This is a genomic window from Candidatus Peribacteria bacterium, from assembly GCA_023038255.1.
In the GTDB taxonomy this organism is placed as follows: Bacteria; Patescibacteriota; Gracilibacteria; order Peribacterales; family Peribacteraceae; genus CALREJ01.
The window spans coordinates 542,166-559,694 of record CP082927.1 but is presented as its reverse complement, the minus strand read 5'-3'; the positions used below and the strand labels follow the sequence as shown (position 1 = coordinate 559,694).

General features: G+C 52.1%; 15 protein-coding genes and 1 tRNA gene. 8 read left to right on the top strand and 8 right to left on the bottom strand.

All coding sequences use genetic code 11. The features are described from left to right. Nucleotides 1-93: 93 nt before the first annotated feature. Entirely contained in the window at nucleotides 94-1,083 is a 990-nt protein-coding gene (locus K8942_02590) for an aminopeptidase P family protein (protein ID UPA23078.1), read from the bottom strand. A gap of 64 nt (nucleotides 1,084-1,147) precedes the next feature. Here K8942_02590 and K8942_02585 point away from each other — a divergent pair, with 64 nt between their 5' ends. From K8942_02585 to hisS, 7 genes are all read left to right on the top strand, one after another. After that, entirely contained in the window at nucleotides 1,148-1,549 is a 402-nt protein-coding gene (locus K8942_02585) for a hypothetical protein (GenBank protein ID UPA23077.1), read from the top strand. After that, nucleotides 1,546-4,113 carry a PKD domain-containing protein gene (locus K8942_02580; protein UPA23076.1) on the top strand — a complete coding sequence of 856 codons (2,568 nt, stop codon included), beginning with the start codon at nucleotides 1,546-1,548 and terminating at the stop codon, nucleotides 4,111-4,113. Before K8942_02585 ends, K8942_02580 begins: the two co-directional genes overlap by 4 nt. A gap of 58 nt (nucleotides 4,114-4,171) precedes the next feature. Then, nucleotides 4,172-4,248: transfer RNA gene (locus K8942_02575), tRNA-His, on the top strand. A gap of 173 nt (nucleotides 4,249-4,421) precedes the next feature. Next, the gene (locus K8942_02570; protein UPA23075.1) at nucleotides 4,422-4,697 is read left to right on the top strand and encodes a GIY-YIG nuclease family protein; all 276 of its coding nucleotides are present in this window, start codon (nucleotides 4,422-4,424) and stop codon (nucleotides 4,695-4,697) included. 32 nt (nucleotides 4,698-4,729) lie between these two features. Further along, nucleotides 4,730-5,821 carry a hypothetical protein gene (locus K8942_02565; GenBank protein UPA23074.1) on the top strand — a complete coding sequence of 364 codons (1,092 nt, stop codon included), beginning with the start codon at nucleotides 4,730-4,732 and terminating at the stop codon, nucleotides 5,819-5,821. Between the two features lie 5 nt (nucleotides 5,822-5,826). Further along, nucleotides 5,827-6,405, top strand: a complete 579-nt coding sequence (locus K8942_02560) for a hypothetical protein (protein UPA23073.1) — start codon at nucleotides 5,827-5,829, stop codon at nucleotides 6,403-6,405. 89 nt (nucleotides 6,406-6,494) lie between these two features. Beyond that, nucleotides 6,495-7,844: a histidine--tRNA ligase gene (gene hisS, locus K8942_02555; GenBank protein ID UPA23072.1), complete on the top strand. Its 1,350-nt coding sequence runs from the start codon at nucleotides 6,495-6,497 to the stop codon at nucleotides 7,842-7,844. On the opposite strand, the gene K8942_02550 is transcribed toward hisS, so the two are convergent. The 6 genes from K8942_02550 to K8942_02525 form a co-directional block, all read right to left on the bottom strand. Next, nucleotides 7,804-8,226, bottom strand: a complete 423-nt coding sequence (locus K8942_02550) for a hypothetical protein (GenBank protein UPA23071.1) — start codon at nucleotides 8,224-8,226, stop codon at nucleotides 7,804-7,806. The two genes, hisS and K8942_02550, sit on opposite strands and share 41 nt — an antisense overlap. A gap of 15 nt (nucleotides 8,227-8,241) precedes the next feature. Beyond that, on the bottom strand, nucleotides 8,242-10,290 hold the full coding sequence (gyrB, locus tag K8942_02545; protein UPA23070.1) for a DNA topoisomerase (ATP-hydrolyzing) subunit B: 2,049 nt from the start codon (nucleotides 10,288-10,290) through the stop codon (nucleotides 8,242-8,244). Between the two features lie 200 nt (nucleotides 10,291-10,490). Next, nucleotides 10,491-10,706 carry a hypothetical protein gene (locus K8942_02540; GenBank protein UPA23069.1) on the bottom strand — a complete coding sequence of 72 codons (216 nt, stop codon included), beginning with the start codon at nucleotides 10,704-10,706 and terminating at the stop codon, nucleotides 10,491-10,493. 116 nt (nucleotides 10,707-10,822) lie between these two features. After that, entirely contained in the window at nucleotides 10,823-11,950 is a 1,128-nt protein-coding gene (locus tag K8942_02535) for a hypothetical protein (protein ID UPA23068.1), read from the bottom strand. 14 nt (nucleotides 11,951-11,964) lie between these two features. After that, complete coding sequence (locus K8942_02530) at nucleotides 11,965-13,266, bottom strand: S41 family peptidase (protein UPA23067.1); 1,302 nt, start codon at nucleotides 13,264-13,266, stop codon at nucleotides 11,965-11,967. A 97-nt stretch (nucleotides 13,267-13,363) separates the two neighbouring features. Beyond that, on the bottom strand, nucleotides 13,364-14,731 hold the full coding sequence (locus K8942_02525; protein UPA23066.1) for a PrsW family intramembrane metalloprotease: 1,368 nt from the start codon (nucleotides 14,729-14,731) through the stop codon (nucleotides 13,364-13,366). A gap of 417 nt (nucleotides 14,732-15,148) precedes the next feature. Between K8942_02525 and K8942_02520 the strand changes: the two genes are divergently transcribed. Beyond that, nucleotides 15,149-16,657, top strand: coding sequence for a phospholipid carrier-dependent glycosyltransferase (locus tag K8942_02520; protein UPA23065.1), 1,509 nt, complete (start codon nucleotides 15,149-15,151; stop codon nucleotides 16,655-16,657). A 21-nt stretch (nucleotides 16,658-16,678) separates the two neighbouring features. Here the strand turns inward: K8942_02520 and K8942_02515 are convergent, their stop codons facing one another. Further along, nucleotides 16,679-17,362, bottom strand: coding sequence for a glycosyltransferase family 2 protein (locus K8942_02515; protein UPA23064.1), 684 nt, complete (start codon nucleotides 17,360-17,362; stop codon nucleotides 16,679-16,681). Between the last annotated feature and the right edge of the window lie 167 nt (nucleotides 17,363-17,529).

The window sequence follows — 17,529 nt, the reverse complement described above, 5'->3', positions numbered from 1 at the left end:
TAAGGTTCAATTATTTTTTGCTAAGTGTATTTGTCATTCAAGAAAACGACGATACGTAGATCATGGCAAGGAGAATCCGGAAATGGATGCTCTTCAGGCTACAACAACCATATCTTCCAGCCGGATACCGAATTTTCCCGGGAAATACACTCCCGGCTCAATGGTAATGACTTCATTCTTCAAAAGGCGCTCCTTGCTGCGCGGTGACAGACTGACGCCTTCATGAATGTCGAGACCCACCCCGTGTCCGAGGGAGTGAGTGAAATATTCTTCTATGCTGTACGAACGCAACACTTTTCGCGCCGCTTCATCGATTGCTTTTGCGGTCACTCCCGCTTTGCATATTTTTTTCGCTGCTTCTTTTGCTTCGAGTACCGCTTTGTACGCACGCTCCTGATCCTTCGGAATGGGACCCGTGAAAAAGACAGCACTTCTGTCGCTGCAGTATCCATGAACAACCACACCGATATCGATCTGCACGATCATATTTTTTGTCAGTTTTTTTGTAGTGGGATGATGATGCGGACGGCTTGTGTGAGCCCCAAATCCAACGATCGATTCAAAAGACATCCGCTCGGCCCCAAGCTCCCGTGCCCACTGTTCAATCGTCCATGCCAAACCGATTTCTGTGATGCCCGTTTTCAGTGCAGACGGAATGCGGCGCAATAACTCCCGGGTGATTTTTTCCGCGCGGCGGATGTGCTTCAATTCTGCGTCATCTTTGCTGCGGCGATATTCCTCAACCACTTCATCGCTGCGTACAAGCTTTGTCTCGGGCCACGCCTTTTTCCACCGTCGCAGACGCGCAACGGTCACCTGCTCCTCTTCGTATCCGCAGAGCGGGATTTTTTTCATCATCATGCGAAGATCATCAGTGCTGCGCACATCCACATCCTCACACACACCCTCGGCTGCTGCTTCGGTATACCGGCTATCGGTAAAAAGAACATATGCCCGTGGCAACACCAGAACCAGCCCGCTCGACAGATTCATGCCGGTCAGATACCGGATATTTGTCAGGTTACTGACCAGAAGAGCAGGAAGGCGCGCTTTGGCGAGTAAAGCACGGGAACGGGGGCGCATACGGCTTGGAAAAGAATGAAAAGAGAGTAGCGTAATGAGCCGATTTATGCTACTATAAGGAGAAATGTCCTTCACACCTTTCCTTACCCCGGCACGCATGAAATCCATTCTTTTTGCGTCTGTTCTGGCTCCCCTGCATGTTGCAGCTGCACAGGTGTATACAGGTGGCGGACCACTTGAGGGCGTCAGTGCCACAAGCGGGCTCTCGGGCATTCCCCAGGATACCGATCCACGCGTGGTGATCACAAATCTCCTCGCATCCATTTTGTCATTCATGGCGCTCATTTCAGTTGCTGCGATTGTGATCGCAGGTATGTATCTGATTGTGGGTTTTGGCTCTGATGACTCGAAGGACAAAGCAAAAAAAATCATCCAGTACACACTCGTCGGACTCGTCATTATTTTGTTCTCCAGAGTCATTGTTGGTCTGGTTACTGTCTATCTCGCTTCCCAAGTCGGATCATGATGCACACATTCAAGCGCACAGTATCGGGAATCTTGATGACATCATTACTCTGTTTGCAGATCGGTATTGCCGGTGCACAGGACACACTGATGATGGACGCGCAGGCCGGGACTGTCTCTGCGGATACCGGCTCAGAACAGATCAGCCTCGTTGTCGGGGATATTCTGGAAGTGCTTCCTTCGCATTCTTTTTCTGATCCTGTGTATTCCTGGATCCTCACACAAGACCGCACGTTCCTGCAGGCAGCACGCACGAGCATGTTCCGCTACCGTTTCATCCAGCCGGGAACATATTCGCTTATTGCAGAAATCAAATCGGGTGACGGCCAGAGAAGTGTATTGCGCACATTTGTCATCAGCGCAAAAGCACGCACGGCAGGAAATATTGTGACAGGACAGCCGTCGGTACAGAGCGGCAGCAACGCAAACCTGACAGGCCTCGTCCGTCTCGATCCGCCGATGGACACGAACGAGCGCGTGATTTTGCGGACCGGTCAGCAGCTTCTGAAACTCTCGCCTATCAATCCGGAACTCAAACCTCTCTCGCTGGATCTGAATGTAAACGTTGATGCAGATGGAGACGGCAATGCATCGAATGACGTGGAGAATCAGGGGACATTTTTCCAGCTTTACGCTGAACCACTCTACGTCTGGTTTGCAGAACCGATCACCAGCCGCATGCTGTCTGTCATTGCTGTCGGAACGGATGGCGCAGCACGCGTGCAGAATATTGAGACGTTCACAACGGAGTACGCACAGCAGCAGAATATTGTTGTCAGCCCTATCCGCATCAAGAGCACACCGACCGGAAACGGTGCTGTCACGTTTGAAGCAGTGTCCGGCAATGCTGCAACAACGTCGACATCACTCCTTTACACCTGGACATTCGGTGACGGTCAGGAAAGTCTCATCATGAACCCGGCGCATACGTATGCAGCAGATGGCGTGTACACCGTCACACTGAAAGTAAAAAACCTGATTGATGGTCAGGATGTCGCAGTTGACCAACAGCAGATTACGATTCAGGGTGCTGGCGGCATGCCCGCAAGTGCTGCATCCAGTGAAACGAGTACCCCGTCCGGAGAATCATTCCTGTCCGGCCTGCCTGTCATGTCCATCCTGATCGGTCTTGGAATTTTTGCACTCTTTGTTGTGCTTGGTCTGGGTGCCGTATTCCTGCTTGGCAAACTGCGCGGCGGAAAATCTCTGGATCAGACATTTGCAGACATGGAGAAAACAATCGTTGCAAAAGAGGAAGATGCAAAGAATCCTCCCGCTCTCGTGATTCCGGCAACTGCCACGCAGGTTGTGAAAACTCCTGCTCCTGCAGTGCCGACGAAAGAAGACATTTCCATCCGTGAAGAAAACGCTGCCAGTGCACCGACACCTGCCGCCACTCCGCGCATTGATGAAAAAGCTGCACCAGAGTGGCTGAAGAAAGGACTGGATTCTGCACCGAAGCCTGCAACACCGGCTCCAGCTGCCGTTTCAACACCAGCTGCTGCGAAACCTGCTCCTGTTGCCGCACCAACTCCAGCACCGACACCCGCCTCTACACCCGCACCAGCAACGACTCCGACAGCTCCCACACCGTCATGGCTGCAGACGCCTCCTGCAACTCCTGCTGCAACACCGTCAAAGCCTGATGTTCCTGCTGCTCCAAAACCTGCACCGGTTGCTACCCCTGTACCGACACCCGCTCCGGTTGTGCCCAAGCCTCCTGTCGTTGCACAGCCTGCAGTTGCTGCTGCTGTTCCAACACCAGCAGCACCAGCTCCGCAGCAAACGCCGACCCCAGCGCCGGTCAAAGCTCCTGTGACGCCTCCGACTCCTGTTGTTGCGCCGGCCCCTAAGCCAGCTCCAGTTGCTCCGTCGATGCCGACAACTGCACCTGTGAAGCCTCCTGTTCTTCCGACAACTCCTGTCACTCAACCTGTTGCAAAGCCAACACCTGCTGTCGTTCCGACTCCCACCACAACTGTTGCAACGACACCATCTCCGATTGTTCCCCCTGTTCCAAAACCAGCTCCGGTACCCACACCTGCTCCACAGCAAACACCTGCCCCGGTTGTGACACCAAAGCCACCGGTTCCTGTGACTACTCCGACACCAGCTCCGAAACCTGTCGTGATGCCTCCTGTCTTGCCGACAGCTCCAGCAAGCACGCCTTCTGCTCCAGTACAAAATCCTGTGGCACCGGTAGCCCCTGCTGTTCCAAAGCCAACAGCACCTGTTGCAGTTCCACAGCCAATCCAAACTCCGAAGCCAGCACCAGTCGCTCCTCCCACTCCAGTTGTGACACCTCCGGTCCTGCCAAAACCTGTCACGCCGCCAGTTGTTCAGACTCCTCCGGTTCCCGCTCCTATAGCGGCACCCGCAGCTCAGTCAGTTCCGGTAGCACCTATCCAGCCTATCGCCCCTGTGCAGGCTCCAATCCAGCAACAGGCCGTTCCGGAGATCAAACCTCCTGTTCTGCCTGCAACCCCACCGCAAAAACCCGCCGATACGCCGATTGCGATTATTAGAGCGGAAAGCCTGGATAAGCCTCAGGGAGGCCAATCGTAAGCTAATTTTGGTTGAGGACGCGCGTAAAGCTGCTACACTGCCCGCGCGTTCTTTTATGGCGATCGTAGCTCAGTTGGTTAGAGCATCAGGTTGTGGTCCTGAGGGTCGAGGGTTCGAGTCCCTTCGGTCGCCCCATCCTACGCAACGCGTAGGGTGCCCACCGTAGCGCATGAACATCGTGTTATTTTTCTATGCACATCGCCGCGTCGCTACGGATGGCAGGCCATCATGTGCGAAGGCGGGCCGCTTTGTTATATGAAAAAAATAATTATTGGCGATGGGTAGATAAACAGTTAGTATTTTAAGCTATGCGTTATTTTGTATACATACTTAAAAATGAACGGCAAAGAAACTATGTAGGCTATACAGAAGATCTTAATGCCAGATTAGAAGAACATAACATCGGAAATGTTTCTTCAACTAAAATAGGAAGGCCGTGGAAGGTGGAATGGTTTTGTTGTTTTAGAGAAAAAGCTCAGGCAATAGCTTTCGAAAAATATCTTAAGTCCGGATCAGGCGTCACTTTCCGAAAAAATCATTTGCTCCAGAAGTCTGATCCTCAAATAATACATCCAGATCATTGATACTGTCATTTTAAGCAAGTACCATTCCACCCGTGAACTACCGCAGCCTGTGCATCGGTCTTCTTCTTATTGCAACGGGCTGTGTTTTATTGAATGACAAATCAGAAGAGGGACACCCAGCCGTTCCGGAAGCAACACTCAAAAGCGGCATTCCTCCGCTCGTGATCGTCGGCGAGGGCGGGACATCGGGGTATTTATTTCAGTATGCTGCAGACACATATGTGAAAGAACACGGCGGTGAGAAATTTACCGTGCATGACGGTGATGAGTTTATAAGGGCGATGCGGGAGTTTGGAAAAAAGCATGGAACGATTGAGTCGTTCGTGTATTTCGGCCATGGCAATGCCGTCGGATTATACGTGAATCAGGCGCCGCATATTAATGGCGGATTGTATGCGAATGATCCCATCATCAATGCACGTTTCCGCGCAGCATCCATTTATGATCTTCCACGCACACTGTTTGCAACCGGTAGCACGGCACTTTTTTACGGCTGCAACGTTGCACAAACTGATCCCGGACTCGATTCCTTTGCGGAGCAATTTGCAAATCATTTCCGTACAAAAGTCAGAGCATCAACCGGACCCACGGAATTTTCGTTTCAGAAAGACGAACGCACGCTGGAAAAATTGCCGGCTAAACTCATTGATGAATCGCTGTATATGATTCCAACATTCTCCGACAAAGGATTTATCACACTGGACGCATCTCCTGCAAACGGCGCGTATTATGATGATGTGCATCAGTCGATGGAATCATATACTGCCGTTGCAGCGCTTACGAAGCGCGGACTCTATATGGGAACGGGGTCATCGTTCTTTCCCTACCAATCCATCACTCCGGCAGATGCCCGGGCATTTTGCAAAGTGATCAATCCAAAAGCTGCATGTGAGACCGAGACGCTTGCCGATCCGGAGACCGGACTGGTACGCAATACATCAGCACTCAAACTTTTACTGGAGACGGTAAACGCTCCGGTCAAAAAGTCTGCAACAGCGTATGATGGGGAAATTTATTTTGCCGCCCAGAACAATCTCCTCACACATGACTTCACGCACAAGAGGTGGTATTCACGCGGTGACATGGCGATTCTGACGTGGAATATTCTGCAGATGCAGCAATAACTATCATGACCGCGCTTCTCTCGCTGACCGCAGGCATTCTCTATGTCGTTGGATACATTCCATACATCCACTCGATTCTGAAAGGAACAACAAAGCCCGTTCTCTCGTCGTGGCTGATTTTTGCGACGCTCGACATCATCACGATTGCAGGCATGCTTTCAAAAGATGTTTTGAGCGGACAGATGATCGGTGCAACTGCAGGATCCGGCATCATTGCAACCCTCGCCTTTGTGCGCGGCACATCCGGATGGAAAGCACTGGATATTGTCTGCGTGGCAGGCGCAGTGATCGGGCTTCTGCTCTGGACATTTTCCGGCGACGCAACGCTCAGTATTTTTCTGAATATCAGCGTGATGTTCATCGGGTGCATTCCGACCTTTGTCTCTGCCTGGAAGAACCCCCTGCATGAAAATAAGGTGACGTGGCTGATTCAGCTTGTCTCCTGCGTTCTGCAGGTCATTGCCATTCCGTCCTGGACTCTTGCGGGCGCAAGCCAACCGATCGGGTTTTTGCTCATGGAATCGATCATGGTGTACCTGGTCTGGGTACGTCCACTCCTTCAGAAATCACCTGTTATCCCCTGATCTGACCCATACGGCAGACCCTTGGCAAGTAATCCTTACTCTGCTACCCTCATGAAGTACTTTTCTTGAGCCCTTAGGGCTATTCTCGTATGTCGCAGCCACTTTTCCGCACTCCCAAAGGCGTTCACGATGTTCTGCCGGATGACCAGCAGTACATGACGTATATTAAGAAAGCGGTTCGTCACCGTGCACGTCAGGCTGGATATAAGCGTATTGATCCGCCAATCTACGAAAACCGTGCGATTTTTGAGCGTGGACTTGGCTCACAGACAGACGTTGTGCAGAAAGAGCTCTTCCTGGTGTCTGCCAAACAGAAGAGTGATGATGCAACGGAGTTTGCCCTGCGCCCTGAATTCACTGCCGGCATCTGCCGTGCGTACATTGAACACGGCATGCAGGTATTGCCGCAGCCTGTGGAGTTCTACGCAATCGGCCCCTGTTTCCGCCACGACCGTCCGCAGAAAGGACGCTATCGCCAGTTCCACCAGCTGGACCTGGAACTTATTGGACTCAAAGATCCAAGCCTGGACGCCCAGCTTATTCAGACCGTCAATCTCATTTTATCTGATCTGCAGATCCTGCCGCGCCTGCGCCTCCAGATTAATAACATCGGTAACAGCGAGAACCGCAAAGCATTTGAACAGGCTCTGAAAGATTTCTTCATCGGAAAAGAGCGTCACCTGCCGGAACTCGACCGTTCCCGTCTGGAAGGAAACGCACTGCGCCTGCTTGATTCCAAGGAAGAGGATACGCAGGTCCTTCTGAAGAACGCACCGAGGCTCGACCAGTTTATTGATGATGAATCCCGTCAGTATCACGAAACGGTGCTCGAATATTTGGATGCACTGAATATTGAATATACATCCAATCCGACGCTTGTTCGCGGACTCGATTACTACAACCAGACAGTCTTTGAATACTGGGACAGTTCCACCGGCGCCCAGAACTCTGTGGGTGGTGGCGGACGGTACGACACCCTTATTGAGCTCCTCGGTGGCAAGCCGACTCCGGGACTCGGGGTTGCGTGCGGCATTGAACGCATTATCTGGCACATGAAGGAAGCTGGTGTGAAAGCACCGAACAAAGATCAGGTCGATGTGTTTGTGGCACAGCTCGGTCCTGAGGCAAAAAAGACCTGCCTGCAGCTTATTACACAGCTCCGTGAAGAAGGCGTGCACACGATCGGTGCACTCGGTGAAGCGAGCCTCAAGAGCCAGATGCGTCTGGCCGACAAGTTTGAGTCAAAGTACACGCTGCTGCTCGGAAAAATGGAAGTGCGCAACAGCACCATTATTCTCCGCGATATGCGCGCCGGTAAGCAGAAGGAGATCAAATTCAAAGACGCAATCCCCACCGTAAAAAAGTTACTGGGAGAAGATCAGCTCGACCACTATACGATCAAAGACCACCTGGGGAACTTTGTGGATCCGGGGGAGTAATTCTGTGTTCCATGGTAATTGTATTGGATTGGAAGCGCGCTTTTCCGGTCATAAATGCAATACGTAATTCTTGTGCCGCTTTTTCTGCGTCGGGCATAGGTATTCTTTCAAGACCCTTTGTTGATTCCAGTGCATCGGTAAAGAGCGCATGCAATACAGTGACTGTTCCCTGTGCGAATTTTGTACGCGACTCAAGTATCTGATTGAGATGAGTACGAAAAGAACAGAGATTTTGATAGACGCGCATCAATGATGCATGGCTTTTTGCAAGTTCTAGCTCCTGACGTAACATTGCCACCTCACGGAATAATAAAGTATCGGCAAAGTCAGGGTCATCATCTCTACCAACTACGAAGAGTGTTGAGGAATCCCCTGTTGCCATAATTCTAAAAGAAAATTACACGTCCAGGTTCTTCACACCCTTTGCGTGCGTCTGGATAAACTTGCGACGTGGAGCGACTTCGGAACCCATCAGTGTCGTGAAGATGGCATTTGCCTTCTCGGCATCGTCATGCGTCACGCGGAGCATCAGGCGGTTTTCAGGATCCATGGTTGTCTCCCACAGCTGCTGCGGGTTCATTTCTCCCAGACCCTTGTAGCGCTGGATATTCACACGGGCGGACGTTGTTGTCTTCTTGGCGGCAGCCTTCTTGTCTTCTTCCTCTGCCACTTCCGGCTCTTCTGCCACGGCCTCCTCGCCTTCTTCCGTTTCCTGCACGGACCCGGACTCAATACCCCATTCGCGGAGCACTTCTTCCTTCTGTTCGTCAGTGAAGGCGTAGCGCGTGTCTTTGCCCTTTGTCATTTTGTACAAAGGCGGCTGCGCGATGTACAGGTGACCGCCATCAAACAGTTCCGGGAAATAGCGGTAAAAGAGTGTCAGGAGCAGTGTACGGATGTGCGCACCATCGACGTCGGCATCGGTCATGATGACAATGCGGTGGTAGCGGAGCTTCGACATGTCTTTCACTTCACCGATTCCGATACCGAGTGCAATGACGAGGGATTTGATTTCCGTGTTTGCAAGCATGCGGTCCAAACGTGCCTGTTCGACGTTCAGGATTTTTCCGCGGAGCGGCAGGATTGCCTGGAATTCGCGGTTTCGGCCCTGCTTGGCAGAACCTCCAGCGGAATCTCCCTCTACGATGTAAATTTCACTCTGAGCAGGATCGCGGCTGGAACAGTCTGCGAGCTTACCAGGCAGCGTCATTCCTTCGAGTGCCCCTTTGCGGATGACGGAATCGCGGGCTGCGCGGGCAGCCATACGGGCACGGGCAGCGAGCAGACACTTGGAGACGATTTCTTTTCCTTCACCCGGATGCTCTTCCAGATACTGTGACAATTTCTCGTTCACGACTGTTTCCACAGCTGTCTTCATTTCCGCATTTCCGAGCTTTGCCTTTGTCTGACCTTCAAACTGTGGTTCGCGCAGGCGAACGGAAATGACCGCAGTGAGCCCTTCGCGAACATCATCAGCGGAGAGGTTTTCGTCTTTCTCTTTGAGGAGTTCAAACTTGCGTGCGTACGCGTTGATGGTACGTGTGAGCGCAGCTTTGAAACCGGTGAGGTGATGACCACCTTCTGCCGTGTGAATGTTGTTGGCAAAGCTGAGCACATGCTCATTGAAGGACTGTGTGTACTGCAGGGCGACTTCGACCTGACCATCCGGCGTATCTTTCTCAAAAGAAATGGCGCTCCCGATTTTTTCCTGGGATTCGTTCAAGTGCTTTACGTACGCCGCTGTTCCTCCTTCGAAAGAGAAACGATACAGACGCGGGTAGACGAGATCCTCGGGTGGACGCGTTGTGCGGGCATCCATCACCGCAAGCGTGATTCCCTTGGTGAGGTAGCACTGCTGGCGGAAACGTGTGAGGAGCGTATCCAGACTGAATTCAAGGGTATCAAAAATTTCACCATCGGGCTGGAACGTGATGACTGTTCCGTGCATTTTCTCTGTCTTGCCCACAACTTTCACATCGGCAACCGGCTTTCCACGGCGGTATTCCTGCATATGAATTTTTCCATCGCGGAAGATTTCCGCTTTCATTTCCACGCTCAATGCGTTCACCACCGACGAACCCACACCGTGCAGACCTCCGGACACTTTGTATCCGGAATCATCGCCTCCGAATTTTCCTCCGGCATGGAGCGTTGTGAGTACCACTTCGAGTGCGGACTTCTTGGCTGTCGGGTGCATGTCGACCGGAATACCGCGTCCGTTATCTTCCACGCTGACCGACCCGTTTGGATTCAGTGTTACAAGAATGGTATCGGCATGTCCGGCCATCGCTTCGTCGATAGAGTTATCGACGATTTCCCACACAAGGTGATGCAGTCCGCGGACATCCGTGGAACCGATATACATACCAGGGCGCTTGCGCACAGGCTCCAGTCCTTCGAGGACCTGGATTTGGGCGGCGCCGTAGTTCTTGGAGGAATCTGCCATACTGTCTGAGAGGAAAAGTGAAGGTGTGATCAATAAGGGAGGGAAAGTGCAGTTTTCCTGCCATTTCCACACACGGATGATAGCTGATTTTTTTGCCGTAAAATAGCGATTTCATTAGTTTTCAGATAATGGTCAAGGTGTGGTTTGGCACAAAAAAACCACCGGTTCGCGGTGGTCTTAGGATCGAAGTGGGAGGAAGATTACATGTTGCTGTAAAACTTCTTCTTGCGGTTTGCTGCGCGGTACGATTCGCGCTTCAGAGCGCGCTTGCGCATCAGGCGGGTGTTTGGCTTGCGGAGAAGGTGCGCACGCTCGCGGAGCATACGAATGAGGCCGGATTTCTGGACCTGCTGCTTGAAGCGCTGCTGCAAGCGGTCGTTTGATTCTTCGCCGTGTTTGACTGCGTAAATAGCCATAGGGTGCGGGGATTGTAGGGAGGGAAAAGGCGGGATGCAAGGGAATTATTAGCTTTCAGCTTTCGGCTTCTAGCTTCCAGGTGCCCTAAAACATCCTGAAAGCTGAAAGCTAGAAGCTAAAACCTTAATATAGCCGCAATCTGCTTTCCTTCCGGCATTGTGTCCAAAGGCAGACCCACAACGTGCCCTCTGTGCTTCAGGGTGTGATTGGCGGCAAGTCCGAGGAGTTCTTCATTGTCTCCTTCCGGGCCTTCATGCAGTTCCTTTTTGCCGCTTTCAGTATTAAAAGTTCCCCACTGCTCGGCGCCTTCTGCCACAAACAGTGTTTCTACTTTTCCGGCTGCTGCAGCGTCGAGGATATCGTTCAGTTCCGTCGAGGTGCGTCCGGTTCCGGCAACGTTTCCATACGCTTCGAGCATTGCGACATTCTTTTTCTCGGCAGCGGCTTTTACAATCGGCTCTGCATGTGTGACAAGATCTTCACCCTGCATGTGATCAGGATTGCCGTGGATATACTCTTCGAGCAGACGTCCGGAGGTATCGACCTGTTTGTAGATACCGTAGAGTTCCTCGACACCTGCAAAAACGAGCGGTGCATGCTGTTCGTGTAAAAATGCATGAAGACTCTTCGCGATTTTCTGCACGTACGCTTTTGTCTCGACTTCATTTTCATCTTTCGCACCACCCTGTCCGTGGAAAGCGGACATGCCGTTTCCGGAGCTGTGCGATTGCTGGTTTTCTTCCATACGTTCCATGCCTGCCCACGCTTCTGCAACGCTGTGCGGCATACCGCTTATCTCGCGGGATTCGATGGTGGTACCGGTGACTTCCATGAAATGCGCAGTGTTTCTGCTGAGGGCCAAAATAAAGTAATGCATAGAACTGAAGAGGAAGGAGAGAAGTGGTGTGATATAAAAACGCCGTCCGATCATCAGCCGCTCTGTGGTTTTGACGGAGAGCAGGACAGCATGGAACGACGATGGTGAGAGAAAGAGCGCGAGCGATCCGTCATCCACACCGGATGCAAGTTCCGTATCGGCATACGCCCGTGCAGAAGCAAGAAACTGGGATTTTGCTTTCCCTTCCAGTCCATACGACTGCAATTTTCCTTCCATGTCATCGAGCATCCGGTTCAGGCGCTCGATGTTTTCGACGGCATGCGTGAGGCCGGGAAGCACAGGAAGGTAGACGGAAATGCAAGGACCTTCGGTATCGTGGATAAGTTCTAAGACGAGTGAGTGCATACAAAATGAAAAAATTAACGGAGAAGTTCGAGAGCTTTTGCCATCTGATCGTCACGTACATCGTTTGCAGGGATAATATAGTCCGGCTTCACACCAATGCCATTGATCTTGCGGCGCAACGGGGTTTCCCACTCAGCGATCGTCATTTTCAATTCTGATCCGTCGCGGAACTGCAGAATCTGCTGCACCGTTCCTTTACCGAATGTCTGCTCCCCCACCACTGTCGCACGCTTTGCATCCTGCAGTGCGCCTGCGGTGATTTCTGCAGCGCTTGCAGACCCCTTGTTTACCAGCACGACAACAGGAACATCTGCATCGATAGTCGGTTCGTCTCTGGTTGTTTCCGGAGTGTCACCGCTGCGGGACACGATGTGTGCAACAGTGCTTCCTTTCGGCAGGAAATTGCTGACCACAATATCGGCAGCATGCAGGAGTCCACCCGGATTATTGCGGAGGTCCAGAATCAGACCTGTTGGCTTGCGCTCAGAGACATCCTCAAGCATGCCACGCAGTTCGCGATCAGTCGTCTCTCCAAACTGAGAGAGGCGTACGACAGCAACACTTCCCTGGAAGGACACATCAATTTCCGGAAGCTTGATGGTATCGCGCATGACGGTGATATCCATCTCGACCCCTCCGCGATCAATGTGCAGTTTCACGGACGTTCCTTTCGGGCCGCGTACTTTGCTCACGGATTCCAAAAATCCGATGTTCGTAATGTTGAGTCCGTCAGCCTCAAGAATTTTGTCACCGGGCTTGAGCCCCGCCTTTTCTGCGGGTGAACCCGAAATAGGCGCGACGATCGTAAGGACGTTATCCTTATATTCTACCTGCGCACCAATACCCGTCACCTGTCCTCCGATCTGATCTTTGAATTCCTGTGCCGGAGCCGGACGCAGGAACATGGTGTACGGATCTTTCAGACTTTCGACCATTGCTTCGGCTGCTTTGTACGCAGCTTCTTTGGAATCAATTTTTGCGTTGTACAGATACTGGTTATTCAAAAGCTGCCACACCGCCTGAAGCATGTCCTGATCCGGCAGAATATTCTGCGGCTTTGTGATAGTGACGCTGATGGTGGGAACGGAGGAAGAAGACTGACTGCGTGTCACTCCTCTTCGGCTGGAAATGCCGGACTGTCTGAGTGCACGGCGGCTGGCAGCATTCGGGGAGAGCGTTCGTACTGAGGACGACTGCGCAGCGGCTGTGAGCGTCGGAGTTTGTGCATTCACTGCATCAGCGGTAAAGAGGCCTGCCGGCACGAGCAATGAGAGAACAAAAAGAGAAGAGGCAACACGGAGGCGACTGAAGAACATGCAGGATGGGGAATGAATGAATAGATTGTACAGGAGAAAGACAGGCACGCGAAAAAATCAGCGGGATATATTCTCATCAATCTGTCATTACTGATGCTTACGCGTTGCCCTCTTCGTTCCGCACAAGGACTTCACGCGTCACCACATACCCGCGTTCGATCATGTTCTCTTTTTTCAGGAAGAGATGTGTGAGCAACCAGAATCCTCCGACGACATACAAGAGAGACGGAAGAAGAAGCAGTGGAATGTTCTGCAGGAAGAGTGGAGACGATGGTCCGAAGAGATCGTGGAAGGACTGCGGATTGCCCGGCAGAATATCCGGCACTGTGACAAGGAAATTGAAGAGTCCGTGAATAGCGATGGCGGATACAAGACCGGTCGTCATCATCTGTACGCGGAAGATGGAGACCTCGCGCAGACGCAGGACACGGTGAATCGCGGCAATGAGACGGTATGCTTTTCCATGTGCATGACGCTCTTCCAGATACGGCGCTGCGAAAATCGAGAGACCCAGGAAGTAGCCCATCACACCGGTGGACACAACATGCACCATCGTTGTGAGCACAGAGCGGCCCAGCACATTGCTGAGGAACGCCATAATGTCCGGGGAGCGGCCACTCAGGAGATGCTGTTCCACAAACGCGGTGAAGTACGCAGGATTGATAATGTTCTCCGCAAACGCAAATCCGATCGCAACGACAATGGAAAGCTGCAACACATCATCAATACTGGAAAAGAGCTGACGTGCACTGTGCACGACCACCCATGCCTTGCTGAGCTCCTCTATAAGACCGACAATCACAAAGGAAATAAGTGTCGAGACAATCATGTTCTGGACACTGCCGGGATTGGACAGCTGTCCGGATACAAAAGTCACGGATGCCTGACTGAAGCTTTCAGGCTGCAGACGGAACAAAAAGAACTGCAGTTCAATGCCACGACGCACGAGGGCGTCATAGAAAAGAATAGGCGCAGTCGCAAGCATGCCGGAGAAAAACATCAGAAGCACCGCACTGATCCGTTCCGAGTGATACCGCAGGAACAGCCTGCACCAGATCACCGCAGGAACAAGCGCCGTAAGCGCCGCAATGAGACGCGCCAGATGATTGCCTCCATCGTCAGTGACATACAGATGCAGCGTGATCCAGAACAAAAACGTTCCGAGAATCGTCGCCTTCGTCTGCACTTCCCACGGACCAAACAGTGCCCGCCACGCCATAATGACAACCAGAACCGCAAACGCCATCGCGTACGGATTCTCCTGTAAACCAGGCTGCAAAAAGACACGCACGGTCACAATCAAACCCAAAGACAAGACCGTTCCGAGAATGGTCGCAAAGAGCAGATGTGTCTGCTTATGCTTCCACCTGCGCACCATATCCGCAGAGGCCAATGCAACGACGGCCAAAATGACTAAAAGTGACTTGGTACTGAGGAAATCTATGGTGGTGGGGAGAAAAGACATATTCTTGTTATTATAGCATTTTTGGGCTGTTTTTTCAATGATGAATAGAGGGGGAAAATGGCTTGTATAACCCTCTCCCCGCCCCTCTCCCGGAACGGGCGAGGGAGTTCTGTTTGCTCTAATAAAAAAGAAGTTCCACCAGGTCCATTTTCCCGCAGGGAAAATGAGGTTTCGTCGGGGTGGAGTCCGGCCACCCGGGGGGTGAAGGGGCAAGCGGAGGGGCGGCTGGCCCGGACCGCACTTTTTGATTCTTTTTGCTGCACGGGCAAAAAGAATGCCCCCGCGGCAGCGGCCCCCGGAGGGAATCTACATAGAAAGAGAAGAGATTATAGTACAGACATGCTTCGAGTGTCCTCAGCATGACACACACCCCCAATAGACATTGAGCTCTCTTCAATCTTCGCTAGACTCTATACCATGCAAACAAGCCTCCGCACTCTTTTGAATGAAAACCGCACCTGGCTCGCACTGATGTTCGTCATCGTCGCCGGGTTCTTCAGCTACGTTTTTAATTATCAGAATCCCGCCGCCCTCTACTGGGACGAGAACTACCACATCGCCAGCGCGCAGAAATATCTGAACGGGGTGTACTTCATGGAGCCGCATCCACCTCTCGGAAAGCTCTTCATCGCCCTTGGAGAAATTGTGCTGAACCCGAATCCTGTCGATAACCAATTCATTGGAACGGACTACGCACAAAACCCGCCTGACGGATTTTCCTTTGCGGGCTACCGCCTCTTCCCAGCACTCTTTGCATGGTGGACCGCCATTCCCCTCTTCTTCATATTCCTGATCCTGACACGACGTGCGACGTGGGCGTTACTCTTTGATTTCCTGTATCTGTTCGATAATGCGCTGATTGTCCACAACCGCTCCGCGATGCTGGAATCGACCATGCTCTTTTTTGCATCGCTGCTGATTCTGTCCTTCCTTCTGCTTCTGGAATGGAAAGACAGCAAGCGCGGCTTTTTCTGGATGTCCGTTCTGTTTGGCTTTGCATTCGCCTGTCTGATGACCACGAAGGCTTTCGGCCTGATCATGGTGATGCTGCTTCCTTTTATAGCCTGGAAACTCTGGCCGCAGTTTGGAAAGATGGTCCGTTTCGTCCTGGCTGCAGGTATCAGCTTTACCGTGTTCTTCTGTGGTATCTGGTACATCCACTTTGCGGTTGGTACAACAGTGAATCCATCGCTGCCGGATAATGGTTATTACCAGGCTTCACCGGAATATAAGACCATTCTTGATGAGAAAGGCACACGCAATCTCCTGAATTTCCCGACAATGCTGGATGACTCTTTGGCATTTGTGACGCACTACGAGCGCGGTGTTCCGCGTCTCAACATGTGCAAGACAGACGAAAACGGCAGCCCGTGGTTCCTCTGGCCCATTGGCGCGCGATCCATCAGTTACCGCTGGGAAACCCCCGATGGCTCTGCTTACAAATATCTGTATCTGCAGAGCAACCCTGTCATCTGGCTCACCGCATTTGCCGGCATCCTTCTGGGTCTCATGATTGTCTTTTCCTCGGTCCTGCTCCCGACCCCGCAGCGCCCGAAGAACATGTTCCTGCTTCTGGCATTCGGCACACTCTACGTCTGTTACATGATTGCCGTCTCCAGCATCGACCGCGTCATGTATCTGTACCACTACTTCCTGCCGCTCACCTTCAGCTTCTTTATCCTCGCTCTGGTGTTCGACGAAATCACACAGATCTGGAACTGGCGTCTGACGGATTCTCGGAAGACGGCACTGCTTCTTGCATTCTCCTGCTGCGCATTCCTGAGCTTCCAGTTCTACCGCCCGCTCTCCTTCTACACACCGATTTCTGATGATGCGTTCAAGATGCGTTCGATTATTGATCTCTGGGATCTGAAGTGTGTGCGCTGTCAGTCAAATAATCCACTCGTGATACCCGCGACGAATTAATACCGATGATCAATCAGCTCCTCAGGCCGTAAACCGCAAATCCCACAATTCCTTGAACATGCGGAAGATCACGCGGATCGAACCCCCTGTCGGTGTGCCGCGCAGGCGCGGATAGTGCGGGACGTTCACGGTCTTCCAGGGAATCTTGTTGCGCTTCAGACGCAGGAACATTTCGGTGTTGAAGAGTTTCTCCACGCCCCGTGTCGGGCGGATAGTCGGCCAGATGTCTTTCCGGAACATTTTCATGCCGCAGTTCACATCGCGGACCCAGAGACCGAGAACGAGCACGTTCATGCCCCCGAGCACTTTTCCGAACATGTTGCGGATGAAGGAATCAGCGCGGCGCGCGCGGCGGCCGGTAACGAATGCGTAGTCTTTTGCAAACGGCAGGAGCTTTTCAAAGTCCTTCGCAAGGAACTGTCCGTCACTGTCCATAAACGCAATCCACTCTGTTGTGGCAGCATCACATCCCGAACGGACAGCGATTCCGTATCCACCGTTTTTCTTGTGTTCAACAATGCGCAGGCGGGGCGTCTTCTTTTTCAAATCTGCGAGAATCGCGAGCGAGCGGTCTTTCGATCCGTCATCGACAACAATAATCTCTCCTTCAATAGATGCACTGTCCATCCATGAACGGACATCTTCGACGGCGGCGGCAATATTTTCTTCTTCGTTATAACACGGGAGGACAATGGAGAGTTGCATGGGAAGAGTCGGGAGGAAAAATGCACTGCAGATTCTCAGACGTTTTCACCGGCATTCCGTGACACACGAATCATGCGGCTTCACGCGCTGTACCAAAGCATCATAGCTAACATTGTAAAAACCTGCGATACTTCTGTCACTCAGTTTTTCTGCAGTATGCAGGTACC